Annotated in this window: 11 protein-coding genes and 1 tRNA gene; 11 read left to right on the top strand and 1 reads right to left on the bottom strand. The window is 36.6% G+C overall.

Going from position 1 to position 15,280, the window contains the following annotated elements; genetic code table 11:
• Positions 1-321: 321 nt before the first annotated feature.
• From L2586_RS08800 to L2586_RS08750, 11 genes are all read left to right on the top strand, one after another.
• On the top strand, positions 322-3,210 hold the full coding sequence (locus L2586_RS08800) for a T9SS type A sorting domain-containing protein (RefSeq protein WP_235292511.1): 2,889 nt from the start codon (positions 322-324) through the stop codon (positions 3,208-3,210).
• Positions 3,211-3,477: 267 nt separating this feature from the next.
• Entirely contained in the window at positions 3,478-3,627 is a 150-nt protein-coding gene (locus L2586_RS08795) for a DUF2256 domain-containing protein (RefSeq protein WP_317218953.1), read from the top strand.
• Positions 3,624-5,105, top strand: coding sequence for a cryptochrome/photolyase family protein (locus L2586_RS08790; RefSeq protein ID WP_235292509.1), 1,482 nt, complete (start codon positions 3,624-3,626; stop codon positions 5,103-5,105). The genes L2586_RS08795 and L2586_RS08790 overlap by 4 nt, the downstream gene beginning before the upstream one ends.
• A 471-nt stretch (positions 5,106-5,576) precedes the next feature.
• Positions 5,577-8,582 (top strand): SusC/RagA family TonB-linked outer membrane protein, encoded by a 3,006-nt coding sequence (locus L2586_RS08785; protein ID WP_235292508.1) that lies wholly within the window; start codon positions 5,577-5,579, stop codon positions 8,580-8,582.
• 23 nt (positions 8,583-8,605) lie between these two features.
• Positions 8,606-10,012, top strand: a complete 1,407-nt coding sequence (locus L2586_RS08780) for a RagB/SusD family nutrient uptake outer membrane protein (protein WP_235292507.1) — start codon at positions 8,606-8,608, stop codon at positions 10,010-10,012.
• A gap of 203 nt (positions 10,013-10,215) precedes the next feature.
• Positions 10,216-10,289, top strand: a tRNA-Ala gene (locus tag L2586_RS08775).
• Positions 10,290-10,333: 44 nt separating this feature from the next.
• Complete coding sequence (locus L2586_RS08770) at positions 10,334-10,720, top strand: DoxX-like family protein (RefSeq protein WP_317218952.1); 387 nt, start codon at positions 10,334-10,336, stop codon at positions 10,718-10,720.
• On the top strand, positions 10,707-11,441 hold the full coding sequence (locus L2586_RS08765) for a DUF2071 domain-containing protein (protein ID WP_235292505.1): 735 nt from the start codon (positions 10,707-10,709) through the stop codon (positions 11,439-11,441). Before L2586_RS08770 ends, L2586_RS08765 begins: the two co-directional genes overlap by 14 nt.
• Entirely contained in the window at positions 11,432-12,184 is a 753-nt protein-coding gene (locus L2586_RS08760; RefSeq protein ID WP_348535532.1) for a class I SAM-dependent methyltransferase, read from the top strand. The genes L2586_RS08765 and L2586_RS08760 overlap by 10 nt, the downstream gene beginning before the upstream one ends.
• Before the next feature lie 8 nt (positions 12,185-12,192).
• Entirely contained in the window at positions 12,193-12,588 is a 396-nt protein-coding gene (locus tag L2586_RS24805; protein WP_348535529.1) for a hypothetical protein, read from the top strand.
• A gap of 107 nt (positions 12,589-12,695) precedes the next feature.
• Positions 12,696-13,634, top strand: a complete 939-nt coding sequence (locus L2586_RS08750) for an alpha/beta hydrolase (RefSeq protein ID WP_235292502.1) — start codon at positions 12,696-12,698, stop codon at positions 13,632-13,634.
• A gap of 125 nt (positions 13,635-13,759) precedes the next feature.
• Here the strand turns inward: L2586_RS08750 and L2586_RS08745 are convergent, their stop codons facing one another.
• A complete protein-coding gene (locus tag L2586_RS08745; protein WP_235292501.1) occupies positions 13,760-15,127 on the bottom strand; it encodes a fasciclin domain-containing protein in 1,368 nt (455 codons plus the stop codon).
• Between the last annotated feature and the right edge of the window lie 153 nt (positions 15,128-15,280).

The raw sequence follows: 15,280 nt of genomic DNA, 5'->3' as shown, positions 1-15,280 counted from the left end.
TTATATATTATAAGAATTTGTAATGTATTATTTATTTAATGATGGATATTTCCTGAGGAATTATATGAATCGGGACCAGTTATTTTAAATAATTATACTTATTAAGTATGCTTATCCACATTTTTCTAAAAAAAATATTTAGCCCTTATCCTTAACTATACTAGTGTTTTCGGCTTGTCCACCTCTTTGTCCACCCCTGAAATTAGACATCACTTGCTTCACAGACTATATTCGTAAGGAATATACAAATTCAATACTTTGAAGCAGTTCAAAGAATACTAATTATTATTATCTAATTATACTAAAGGAAAATTTTAAACGATGAAAGTATTTCAACGATTACTCGCGTTGTGCTTTTGTGTGTGTATCTCATTAATCGGGAATGCACAGGCTCAGAATGAGCACACCAAAACACAAAATCTTAAAGAAACCAATTTTTACAAAATCCAGAAAGAATTCAATTCGAAATGGTCTGGTAGGTCTCCTGTAAAAGGACAGGGATTTAATGTATTTAGAAGATGGGAGGCACTCATGGAGCCAAGAGTTTTTCCTTCTGGAGATATCACGCTTCCATCTACAACTTATGCTAATTATAAAGAATGGGAAAAGGAAAACTTAAGTGTAACCACTCGTTCAGCTCCTAACAACTGGACTGGTCTTGGTCCATTCGCTAAGCCATCAGGTTATGATGCTGGGGTAGGCCGGGTAGATTTTTTAAAATTTGATCCGAATAACAGTCAGATCATGTACGTAGGAACGCCAGATGGAGGCTTATGGAAGTCAATTAATGGTGGTGCTTCTTGGTCAACAAATTCAGATTTTCTGTCAGTTATAGGATGTTCAGATTTAGTAATCAATCCTAAGAATACACAAGAAATGTATCTGGCAACAGGTAATTGGGAAGATGATAGAAGAAGTATGGGGGTCTTAAAATCAACAAACGGAGGCTCATCTTGGTCTACTACAAGTTTATCCTGGAATGCAACGGATAACTATAAAATTAGAAGGATGATCATGGATCCTGATCATCCAGACACTATGATGGTTGCTACAGATGGAGGAATTTTCAGAACGACAGATGGTTGGGCTAGTTCTCCTGATAATTCTGGATTAGATGGAAATTATAACTTATACGATGTGAAATATAAGCCAGGGGATTTTAGTACAGTCTATGCTTCTGGAGTTTCTGGTAGTGAAGTGTTTTGGAAATCAACAGATTATGGTGAAACCTGGTCAGCGGTTACAAGTGGTCTTCCTGCTGGTAGTGGTGTTTCAAGAATAATTATAGGTACATCAGCAGATGAAACAGATTATGTGTATTTGTTAGCTGGAGATACGAATAATGGATATAAAGGTCTTTACCGATCTACAAATAGTGGTACAAGTTTTTCAACGAGATCCACAACACCTAATATTTTACATAGTAATAGCAATGCGGTTGGATCTGGCGGCCAAGCTAATCATGATTTAGCCATTGCAGTTGCCCCTGATAATGCGAATAAAGTCACCATTGGTGGAATTAATCAGTGGAGATCCACAGATGGTGGCTCAACCTGGAATCTATTTACATATTGGTTAGGGATTGATACTGATCATCCAGGGGAAGGTTCATTGGTTCCTTATACCCATGCAGATATCCAAGATATTCAGTATTTGCCTGGAAGTTCTTCGACAATATTCGCGACTTCCGATGGAGGAATCTATAAATCAACTGATGATGGTGCATCTTTTACAGATATTTCTAATAATCTGAGTATTGCACAACAGACGAATGTTGCACATCATGCGATAAATCCAGTACTAATCGTCACTGGGTTGCAAGATATTGGAACAATTAAAAAATCCGGAAATAATTATTCAGTTATTAATGGTGGTGATGGGGAATCTGCATTCATAGACAGAACTGCAGAAAATGTGATCGTAACTTCAAATCCATACGGTGCTCATGATATATCGTATAACGGTGGAGTTGATAAAGATCCGATGACTGGAATTCCTGCTTCTTCGGAATTTTATGCTCCAATTAGCCAAGATCCAAGCAACGCTGATATCATGTATGCTGGAGGTAGAACTGCACTATACAAGAATATTGATTTTTATAATCATCCGAATACGTGGACTACAGCTGGAACACCTCCTGGATCTGGAAGCATTCTAGAATATGTAGTTGCTCCTAGTAACAATCAAGTGATCTATACAATAAAAGCAGATGCAATAGGAAAGACAACGAATGGAGGTGGAGCTTGGACAAATGTGACTGGTACCCTGCCTTTAGGATCTGCGCTTCCCACTCAGATTACTGTTTCAAATGTAGATGCCGATAAAGCATGGATTACATTTTCTGGTTATAGTGCTAGTAATAAGGTTTGGAGAACTACAGACGGTGGTGCAACATGGTCTAATATATCTTCGGGATTACCGAATCTTCCATTTAACACGGTAGTTCACGTCAATGATACTCCTAATGATGTTATTTATGTCGGTGGAGATGTCGGTGTATACCAATATGAAAATGCAGCAGCGAATAGAGGTCCTGGCAGTTGGACTTTGTTCAATTCAGGATTACCGAATGCTAAAGTAACTGATTTAGAAATATTCTATCCGGATACAGGTGCTCCTAAGTTAAGAGCTTCGACTTACGGAAGAGGTACATGGGAAACTGAAATCCAAGGTGCTATTGTACCAGTTGAATTAGTTTCGTTTACTGGTGAAGCATTTGAGAGTGAAAATATTCTGAATTGGGAAACAGCAATTGAAATTAACCTAGATGAATATCAGATAGAACGAAGTTCAGATGGAGATCACTTCCAAATGATCGGAAAAGTAATTCCTGGTAATTTAGAGTTTGATAATCAATATCAATTTTTGGACAGAGACAGAACAGATGGGATTAGCTTTTACAGATTGAAAATAATAGATCTGGATGGCTCTTTCGAGTACTCTAATACAGTTGTTCTATATCATAAAGGTCGTGATCATGGGATCAAAGTATCTCCTAATCCAGCCACTTCATTTGTTATGGTAACAGGGCTTTCAGAAGAAAATTCGAATGCTGTGCTACGTGATCAAATGGGACGAATCATTGCAAAACAAAGCGTTATCAATAACAGTCAGATACTTTTAAGTTATCTGCCTAACGGTACTTATTATATTTCGTTTTCGAATCAAATGGGAGGTGAGGAAACTACTTTGAAAATTATTAAGATTTAGTATAATTTGTATAATTAGTACGTGCGGCTGATTCCTATTCCTTGGAATTGGCCGCCTTTTTTTTGTGCCAATTTTCGTTCTTTAGTTGTATACTAAGCCTATTTACAATAATGAAGCATCTTTCAATTTTCATCAGATTCCTACTTTTCTAAAGTATTTTCTAACCTCAGCTTAGTCTGCCCTTGATCTAAGAAAATATTAATTTTCCTAATTCTTACTTCATTCTTAAAACAAATTCAGTGATTCTGTTTTTAATATTCAATTAGAATGCAGAAATCAATGAAGATGAAATTAGAAACCAAAGTCTGTGCTGTTTGTGGAAGAGATTTCGAATGGCGGAAAAAGTGGAAAACAGTATGGAATGAAGTAAAATACTGTAGTAAGAGATGTCGTGGCGAAAAAAATAAAACGATATGAAAAGTGTGAATCTTGTTTTCCCGCACCAACTTGATTATAAAGGCCTTGTCATAAATTCAGATCGTCCAGTTTACATCATCGAGGAGTTTCTGTTTTTCAACCAATACAAATTTCATAAACAAAAAATTGCGTTTCACCGCGCCTCTATGAAAGCTTATGCTAAGTTTTTAGAGGACAGAAATATTGAAGTGGAATACATAGATGCACAATCTAAGAAATCTGATATTCGAAACCTGATTCCTTCATTGGCCAAAGATGGAATTAAACAAATACGCTTTATCGATCCTACAGATGATTATTTGCGTCAAAGAATTATTGAGAAAGCTAAGGCAGAAGAGATTGAGTTGATAGAAGAAAAGTCAGGACTATTTATGAATACATTGGAAGAAATCCAAGCGTATTTCAAGCCTGAAAGGAAGAAATTTAATCAGGGCCAATTCTACATTCAGCAAAGGAAGAAATTGGATATTTTAATGGATCCAGCTGGTGAGCCGATAGGAGGGAAGTGGAGTTTTGATGATCAGAATAGGAAGAAATACCCAAAAGGTAAGGAAGCCCCAGAAATCCGTTTTCCCGCAAACAATGATTTCTATGAAGAAGCTGTAAGCTACGTTGAAAAGTACTATTCTTCTAATCCTGGAAGATTAACAGAAAACCCATTATATGCTATAGATCCATCCAGCGCAGAGGCATGGTTTGATCAGTTTTTAAAGGAAAGATTTAAAGAATTCGGTGCCTACGAAGATGCATTAATGACTAAGGAAGCCATTTTGAATCATAGTGTCCTCAGTCCATTGATTAATGTAGGCTTGTTAAATCCTAAAACGGTGGTAGAAACAGCGGTAGATTTCGCTCAGAAAAATGATGTGCCGATTAATTCTGTGGAAGGATTTGTTAGGCAGATCATCGGGTGGCGTGAATTTATAAGAGGCATATATGAAGTAAAAGGTAGAGAAGAAAGAACGAAAAATTTCTGGGGTTTTAAGCGCAAGATACCAGCATCATTTTACGATGGAACGACAGGGATAGATCCGATAGATATCGTCATTAGAAAGGTTGTCGATACAGGTTATTGTCATCATATAGAACGGCTCATGGTGTTAGGTAATTTCATGATCTTATGTGAGTTTGACCCTGATGAAGTCTATCGATGGTTTATGGAGTTATTTATTGATGCTTATGACTGGGTGATGGTTCCTAATATCTATGGCATGAGCCAGTTTGCTGATGGGGGAATTTTTGCGACTAAACCATACATCAGTGGAAGTAATTATTTGAAAAAGATGAGTGATTATAAAAATGGAGATTGGCAAGAGGTGTGGGATTCGCTTTTTTGGAGATTTATGAATGTTCATCGAGATTTCTTTCAGCAGAATCCCAGATTATCTATGTTGCTAAGCACGTATGATCGCTTCGATAGAGAAAAGCAAACGAAGCTCATGGATAGAGCAGAGGAATACTTAAAGACTTTAGATTAACTAACTTCTGATGTTTTTAGTTTTTCTTAAGGATCAATTATGCTCCTTAAAACGAGTATGAAGTTCTGTCAAAAAGATAATAGGTTACAACTTTTATAAAAATGATGTTTCGCCATTTTTTATTTGGTTCTTCAAGAGGTTTCTGGCTTTTCAGCATTCTTTAAAATAACATTAAAATACAGTGATTCTTTAATCCGTATTTGCTATCTCATATACATATAGTAAGTTGATTATTTCTCATTTATCAATAAGTAGCATATTTAACCATCTGCTAATATGGTGGTTATTGAAATGGAGTAAGTTCTGGTGAATTGTTTTTTTGATGACAATCTTCACTTTGGAAATAACAATTCCTTAATAAATTGTTAAAAAAAAATTGCCGCAAAGTCGACATTTGAAAATTCAGGACGTTTTAATACAGAATAAAATTTCCTTACCAATGGAAACTTCATTAATCTCTAAATTTTTCAAATGAAAAAACTTTTTTACAAACTCAAGTATTTATTGTTTTTGACTTCCATGTGCTTTTCATCTATGATGATCGGACAAAAGTCAATTACAGGTACAGTCACAGAGGCTTCCTCGGGAGAAGCTCTAATTGGTGTTACTGTTCTTATTAAAGGCGATCAAGCGAGAGGAACCATTACTGATTTTAATGGTGAATTCGAAATCGTTGCATCAGAAGGCGAAACGCTGGTTTTTTCGTACGCAGGTATGGAAGAACAAGAAGTGGAGGTGGGACCGACAGATGTCCTGAATGTCCAAATGTCATCTAATATTCTTTTAGATGAGGTCGTTATTACTGGTTATGGTGAGCAATTGAGGTCATCTTTTACGGGTTCAGTTTCGAAACCTAAAATCGAAGATATTCAACAAGCTCCTAGAACGAATTTCCAAGAAAGTTTAACTGGAAACGTCTCTGGTCTTCAAGTTAATCAAGGAAGTGGTCAGCCTGGTGCTTTTCAAAATGTTAGAATAAGAGGACTTGGTTCTATTAATGCTGGTACGAATCCACTTTATGTGATCGATGGTATTCCAGTAATCAATGGAAACATTGGAAACGAATCAACAACTAGTACTCCGATGTCTGGAATAAATCCTAATGACATAGAAAGTATTAATGTTTTAAAAGATGCTTCCGCAACTTCATTATATGGATCCAGAGGAGCGAATGGTGTAATCATCATCACAACTAAGAAAGGTAAGTCTGGTAAACCTAAATTTAACTTCGGTGTACAAACGGGTGTATCTAATGTTTCTTTGGCTGATAAATTAAGACCACTAAACAGTGCAGAATATGTGGAATTAATGAAAGAAGGCTTGATTAACAGAGGATTTGCTGAGAATGATGCAGAAGCACTTACTTATCTGACAGATAGAGGAATAGATCCGGCTGTGGATACAGACTGGTTCGATGCCATTACTCAGCAAGGAAGCTTTAGAAATACCAATTTATCTGTTTCAGGTGGAAATGATGCTACTAGATATTTTGTATCTGGTGGATATCAGCAGAATGAAGGTGTTGTGATTGGAACTGGTTTTACGAGAGCTTCCGCTAGAGTGAATTTAACCACAAAATTTGCTGATTGGATTACCGTTGATTTTAATAATAGTGCTTCGTATACTAGTCAGAACACAGCATTAGATGCAGGTGCATTTGCTAACCCAGTTCGATCTATATTTAGATTTATACCTACTGAACCAGTTTACAATGAAGACGGCTCTTATAATTTAGGAATCAATTCTGGTTTTCATCCAGTAGGAGAAATGTTAGAAAATAAAAGATTGTCGAATATCTTAAACCTCAATTCTTCAGTTACTGGAAAAATTGACCTAATGAAAGGATTAAGTTACCGACCTACGGTAAGCATTAATCGTATAGAAGGAGCTGATGAAACGTATTTTATCCCAGATTTTGGAACAGGAAATTCTAGAAACGGATATGCAGAAGCTGATTTCGATAACAATACGAACTGGATGGTTCGAAATCTAATTACTTATAATAATTACTTCAATGATGCGCATGGATTAGATATTACGCTAGGACATGAAGCTCAGAAGTTTTCGAGCTATTTCGTACAGACACTTATCGGAAACTTACCATTTCCTCAATTAAATACCTTGTCGAATGGTGCCAATCCGGAATCTATCAGCGGTTCGAAAACGGCTAATACCATCGAGTCATTTTTTCTTAACACAAGTTATAACTACCAAGGGTTAGTCTACTTGAATGGAACGATAAGAAGAGATGGATCTTCGAGATTCGGTTCTGATGTAAGATACGGTACGTTCTGGTCGGGAGGCGCGAGTGTGAACTTACACCGATTGTCTTTCCTTAACGGAAATAATGCGATATCTGCTCTTAGATTAAGAGCAAGTTATGGGGAAAATGGAAACGAAAGCATAAGCAACTTTGCTTCACTAGGGCTTTATTCTACTGGAGCTGATTACAATGGTAATCCAGGAATCTTTTTATCGCAACTTGCTAATCCAGGTTTAACTTGGGAGGTGAATAGACAACTAGACGTTGCTGTAGAGTTAGGATTATGGAACAGAGTAGACTTAGTGGTTGATTTCTATAACAGAAGAACTTCAAGTTTGATTTTTGATCTTCCAGTTTCGCTCACCAATGGTGTTTCTTCTGTAACAAGTAATATCGGTTCCCTTCAGAATCAAGGGGTCGAAATTGAACTAGAAACGCAGAACATTGAGAATAATAACAATGGTTTTAACTGGAGTACCAGTTTTAACATCACATTTAACAAAAACAAAGTCATATCCCTTCCTGAAGGAGATTTTGCAGACGGATCTAGATATAGAGAAGTAGGAAAACCATGGAGTACGTGGTACTTCCAAGGTTATGCTGGAGTGGACACCGAAACGGGTGAGGCCATGTGGTATACTGATGAAACAGAGTCAGAAACGACAACCTCATATAATGCAGCAGAGCCTTATCAGCAAGGGACTTCAGATCCTGACTTTTATGGCGGTTTGACTAACGTGTTCAGCTATAAAGGGATAAATCTAAGTGCTCAATTTGTTTATAATTATGGAGGTAAAATTCTTCACTCATGGCACAGTTTTACCCATACAGATGGCTCTAGATCGTTAAGTACAACGGGAAATTTAGCTCGTTCTATTTATGAAAGAAGGTGGCAGAATCCAGGTGATGTAACTGATACACCGCAGTTTATTTTTGGAAGAAATACAGGTTCTCGAAACAGATCTACTAGATTCTTGTACGATGGGACTTACATTTCGTTAAGAGATATCTCTTTATCCTATTCACTTCCTAAAGCTTTAACTCAAAGAGCAAGTATCGATGATACACAGTTGTTTGTTAGAGGAAGTAATATGTGGATATGGACTAAAGATGAAAGATTAGAAAGAGATCCTCGTACAGATGCAGGAGGATCGATAGATCAGGAAATTCCTATTCCTACTACATTCACTTTTGGTTTAAATGTATCTTTTTAATCATCGAAGAAAATTAAGAAAAAATGAAATTATATAAATATAGTATGCTGATTATGGCTTTTCTCGTGGTATCCTCATGTGGAAAAAGCTTTTTAGAATTAGAACCGCAGCAATCATTTGGGTTAGATGTTTCGATTGTAGATTTTAAAACATTAAATGCAGCGACATTAGGGGTATACAGTAATTTTCAATCAGAAAATGCTTATGGATGGGACTTTAATGTGATAGGTGATTTGCGAAGTGACAACACTTATATTTCTAGTAAAAATGCTGGAAGGTTTTTGGTTTTTGATGATTATGCGTTGACAGATCAGAGTGGAAGACCGCGAAATGAATGGTTAGAAATGTACCAAAATATTGTCAATGCATCAAATATCATTAACAAGTTTGCAGATGTAGAATTGTTAAGCTCTGAAGAGGAAGATGGACAAGACTTGCTAGGTCAGGCTCACGGCTTAAGAGCATTATCGTACTGGAATTTGGTGAGATTATTTGCAAAGCCTTATTCTGCTGATGGAGGAGCAAGTTTGGGAGTGCCTATAACTAATGAAGGCACAACAGGTACATTGGTCTCGCCTTCACGAGCTACTGTTGCGGAAGTTTATAACCAGATCATAAGTGATCTGACGATGGCGACAAGTAAAATTTCTACAACCGAAACAGGCAGATTTTCTAAAGCTGCAGCTCATGGATTATTAGCGAAAGTCTACCTTTACCAAGAAGATTGGTCGAATGCTGTCACCGTAGCAAATACGGCTATAGGTGAAGCTGGATATAGCTTGTATGGATCAGGTGATGAATGGTTGTCATCATGGGGCGCTAATGCTGGATCAGAAGATTTATTTACACTTGTGAATTTGCCTACGGATAATTTGGGTGTTAATTCAGTAGGAGGAATCTACGATCAGAATGGATATGGTGATATTTTGGCGACGGATGATTTGTACGGAATTTATAGCGAAACAGATGCGCGAAGAGACGTTATGTCTCGTGGAGATCGAGCTGACGGTGAGGTAAATGCTGTTTTTGCAGAAGGGAAGTATCCTAGAGGAGAAACAGGCCAAGACTATCTAAAGATTATTCGATTAGCGGATGTGTATCTTGTCAGAGCTGAGGCGAAAGCAAGAATGGGAGACGAAGCGGGAGCAATTGCTGACCTAACGGCAGTTGCAAGTCGTGTAGACCCTAATTACGCAGAGACCACCGCAACAGGTGATGACTTAATCGCAGAGATCTTAACAGAAAGAAGAAAGGAATTAGCTTTCGAGGGTGATCGAATTTATGATTTAACAAGGACGAAAAGCACATGGACAAAATTCAGAACATTTGACGATTTAACTGTTTCGTGGGATAACGATTTAGTGATAAATCCGATTCCATTAGATGAGATGAATGTTAATCCGAATATGGTTCAGAATTCAGGTTATTAGAATCTAATATCATCATAACATTATAGAGGCTATCTTGAAAGAGGTAGTCTCTTTTATTTAGGTCAATGTTGTCGCGGTTCGAAATTGGAAAAGCGTGTAAAGAAAGAGGATTTTCGGTTCGAGAAATAATTTGCTGGAATTTGGTAATTTATTTTACATTTACATAGTAAGCGGAAAGTAGCTTATTAAAAATTAAATTAAATGGGGGATTAGCTCAGTTGGCTAGAGCGTTTGACTGGCAGTCAAAAGGTCGCAGGTTCGATTCCTGTATCCTCCACTCCCGAAAATTATATCATCTCTGTTTTTCATAAATGATCTCCTTTGAATTTGAAATCCATCCATAAAATTCTATCTTTTTTCATTGCTGCTGTCTGGCTAGTTAATGGGCTGTTTTGTAAAGTCCTCAACTTGGTGCCTAGACATCAAGAAATTGTAGCCAGAATTCTAGGAAGTGAATATGCTCCGATCATAACTTTAATAATTGGTAGTTTAGAAATCTTAATGGTGGTCTGGATTCTCAGCGGTTATTATTCTAAATTAAATACCATAACCCAGATTAGTATTATTATCTTAATGAATATAATTGAGTTTATATTAGCTAGAGACTTATTGCTATTCGGTTATGCTAATATCCTATTCGCAATACTTTTTTCAGGGCTGATATATTATAACGAATACACATTAAAATCAAAACTTGTTCAATCTTAAAAACCATCCTTTTGCGGTAGAAACTTATTTCGAGAACTCGATTGTGCTTACTTATGCCATCGCTAAGGAAGAATTACAAGAACTGATCCCTGAATGTCTGACATTAGATACTTTCAATGATCAATGGGCTTTCGTTGCGCTCGCAATGGTAAATACAAAGAAACTGCGACCGAAAGGTTTTCCGGCTTTCTTAGGTAATGATTTCTTTTTGATTGGCTATCGAGTATTTGTCCGATACACGGATAAGAGAGGACGGAATTTGCGTGGATTGTATATTTTAAAGTCGGAAACCAATAAGAGAAAAATGTCTTTTTTCGGAAATATCTTTACACATTACAAGTACACTACGACGGATATCGCTTACAATAAGGATCAGCACAGCCTTAATATACATTCAGTTAAATCAGACTTGGACGTAACGGTCAATTCAGAAATGCAAGACGTCAATCTGCCTGAAGATTCAGTTTTTAATGATTGGAAGGAAGCTCGCAGATTTGCTGGGCCACTACCTTTTACATTTACCTATAATAAGGAAAAGAAAGAAGTATTGTTTATAGAAGGCGTACGACAGAATTGGATTCCGAATCCTATTCAGGTTGATAAAGCAGAAGTTGGCTTTATGAAGATGATGAAGTTTGATAATATTAAACTTTCGAATGCATTTGTTGTAAGTAATATTCCATATTATTGGAAAAAAGGAAGAATCGAGAAATGGTCATAAAGCGGCGAAAATTTCAAGGCGTTCTGAATATATTGAGTTTTAATAGACACTTTTATGTGATCGGTTTATTGGTTCTGGTAGTGATCATCATTGGTCTATTACTCTTTGAATCGCCGATGTCTTGGTTTATCATTATTGTAAGCGCTTTTTTATATGGACTTCTCATGCCTTTATTGGTCTCCGCGTATGTTTATGACTTTTCTGGATATTATGATTTTGATTGGTTAAAGAAACTGAATTTAATGGAATTGAAACCAAAAAACATTGTAAATATCAATGCTGGTTTTGATGAGACCAGCTTTATCTTGAAAGAAAAATTTCCAGAAGCAGGATTACAGGTCTATGATTTTTATGATTCCAATCAGCATACAGAACCAGCCATTGTCAGGGCTAGAAAAGTTAGCTTGGTCTATCCAAATACACTTCAAATAAAGTCAGATGAAATTCCTCTAAATGATCAGTCGATCGATATGATCTTTCTTCTTTCGGCAGCTCATGAGATTCGATCTCACGAAGAAAAAGTGTTGTTCTTAAAGGAATGTCATAGAATATGTAAGCTAGGCGGAAAGGTTATTACGGTAGAGCACTTGCGAGATGTGCCTAACTTTTTTGCGTTTTCCATTGGATTTACCCATTTTTTCTCAAGAAAAGCTTGGGAAAAAGCTTTCCAAGAAGCTGGTTTTTCTTCATTCGCGGAAAGTAAATTTACGCCGTTTATGTCTATATTTAGCTGTTCACCTTAACCCTTTAGATGCAGATACACTTTCAGATTATAGGAGTTTTACTAATGATATTGGCTTGGGTTCATGTTGTGTTTCCGAGATACTTTAACTGGAAAGAAAATCTCCAATCATTAAGCTTAATGAATCGGCAAATGATGATGGTGCATACTTTTTTTATCGCACTTACGGTCTTTCTGATGGGCCTACTGTGTTTTACTTCTGCCAATGAACTCGTGGAAACAAAATTGGGTAAATCCATTTCTCTCGGCCTTGGTATATTTTGGGTCATTAGGCTTTATTTTCAATTTTTCGTCTACTCGCCGAAATTATGGCGAGGGAAGGCGTTCGAAACTGCAGTCCACATTTTTTTTACTGGATTTTGGATATATTTAAGTGGTGTTTTTTGGTTGAATTTTCTGAGTTGAAATTGAAAGGACGCTTGTTGATCAATGAAGGCCCATAATAGATGCCATGAGTACAATGGCGTTATCCAGCAGGAAATTAATTACTTATAACCATTGAACTATTCTAAATGAAAACAAGGAATCGCTTATCAGTTGTCGTCCTTTTCTTAACATTTGTGTCTTGCACAAATAATAAAAATGTTGATCTAGCAATAAAAAATTCGCCTGAGGAACCGCGAGAAATTGTTTCGGATCATTATGAACTATTCCTCCCTAATACACAAGAAGGCTTACTGATACTTTTTCCATGTTTCCCTTGCAATGCAGAAAATACAAGAACAGAATTCAATATCATTGACCTAGCCATATCTAATCATATTGCGGTTTTACTAATGAACTTTAATCAACATCTATGGCTATCCTCACAGGAGAAAAAAGAGCTGGAAAATATAATAATGAATGCGATTAATAAAAACAGTATCAACGCTAGCAATACTTATATCGGAGGTTTTTCGAGCGGCGGCAATGTCTCACTACTTCTAGCGGATTATTTGAAATCATCCAAGTCGCCCATTCAACCACAAGGTGTTTTTATTGCCGACTCTCCCATAGACTTGTTGGCTTTATATGAAAATGCCCAAAAGACGATTAAGAAAAACTTTTCTGAGATTGCTGTGGGTGAGGCCAAGTGGATAGTGGAAATGCTAGAGACAGATATTGGCAGAGGAGATACTGCTTTGGTTAAATATAAGATGAAGTCTCCCTATCTATCTTGTATTAACGCGATTAATAACCTCTCAGCATTGAATGATTTAGAAATTAGATTATATTCAGAGCCAGACACCGCTTGGTGGAAGAAAAATCGTCAGGCAGAATATGAAGATATGAATGCTTATTATATAGAGCAATTTACCGATGATTTGACTGAAATGTATGGTGATGAGAACGTTACTTATATTAAAACTGAAAACAGAGGTTATCGATCCAATGGTGATCGGCATCCACATAGTTGGTCAATCATTGATGAAAATGGACTAGTAAATTGGATACTTTCAAAGCAGAAATAATCAGGCAGTAATCGAGTAGAGCGAATACATTATTTAAGTGATTAAAACATTGACCTAAAAAAAATAGCAACCCTTCATTACGAGGGGCTGCTAATTAACAACTTTATAATACGAAACTTACTAGCTTATTGTGGGAGTAATACAGTATCAATAGCGTGTATTACACCGTTTGTTGCACTTTGATTTACAACTATGATTTTAGAATTTCCATTGATGGTCAAGTTTTCCAAATCTAGAATGATTGGAACGCCCGCCGCTGTAGGTAATTCATTCTGTGCATTTACTGCACCTGCAATATCTTTGTCGAATGCTCTTGCTGGAACGACATGGTAAGTTAATACCGTAACCAATGTTCCTAATGGAATGTCAGATAACGTTGCCCAAGAATCATTGCTATCTAATAGTGCTTGGAATGCTGCATTTGTCGGAGCAAATACGGTAAATGGTCCATCACTTGATAAAACATTTAATAAGTTTTGCTCTGCTGTTCCTTCATCTGCAGTTCTCTGAAGTGCAGCAATTAAAGAAGTGAATTCACCATCTGCAGACAATGCGATTGCTTTCTCTACAACGTTTCCTGAAGCTGGTAATAATACACCATCTATAACATGGACTACACCACTTCCACTCTCTATATCAACAGCTGTGATTTCATAATCACCATTGATGAAGTTTCCGCTATCTACCAATGAAAAATAGATCATACCGCCATTTACTGTTCCTGCTTCTCTTGGTATTTCTCCACTTAATACTTTTGCTGGAACAACGTGGTAAGTTAACACACTAGCTAAAGTAGCAGCATCTAAATCAGCTGGAACGATTCCAGAAGTTGCGAATGCCTCATTATTAGGTGCGAAAATGGTCAAATTCGGTGTCGTTAATAACGTTTCTACTACACCAGCTTTTACAGCTGCTTCTATTAGTGTTGTGAAATTTGTATTGAAATATGCTGGTTCTAATACTGTGTTAACAAATTGTGCAATATCATTCGGTACAAGTACTGAACCGATTGTATGAATTACTCCATTTGTTGCTTCCACATCGAAAGGTGAAATTACTGCAACACCATTAACGGTAATCCCTGATGCTGTACTTAGCGCGATTGGTTCTCCAGCCGCTGTTTCGACACTGCCTGAAGATATATCTTTACTTAATACACTCCCAGGTACTACGTGGTATAATAATATTTTTTCTAATACACTATTCGGTACATCATCTATACTTGTTTGTCCTATTTCAGCAAGGAGAGTTGCAAATGCCTCGTCAGTAGGTGCAAATACAGTGTATTCCGTTGTTCCTGAAAGTGTTCCAATTAAATCTGTTTTTACGAGTGCAGCAGCAAGAGAATTAAACCCACTAGCTTGAGCAATCTCAACTATATTTTGGGTTGGTCCTACTGGCGTTATCGGATCTTCTTCGCTGTTACAGCTTGAACTTGTCATTGTAAGAAAGAAAAGACCAACAGCCATTAATGAATTTAAGAATATTTTCATGTCTAAAGTTTTATGTTTAAAAGTTGAACAAAATGATTTTCTAGTTAACGCTTCTTGTTCAATATTTGTTCATTGGAAATTGAACAAAAAAATAAATATTTTATATTTATCTTTATAAAACACTACCTTAACACCTGATTTTAATAAGTAAAT

Source organism: Portibacter lacus, from assembly GCF_021533215.1.
Classification (GTDB): Bacteria; Bacteroidota; Bacteroidia; order Chitinophagales; family Saprospiraceae; genus Portibacter; species Portibacter lacus.
The sequence above is the reverse complement of the archived record's forward strand: the minus strand, read 5'-3'. Positions and strand labels throughout refer to the sequence as shown.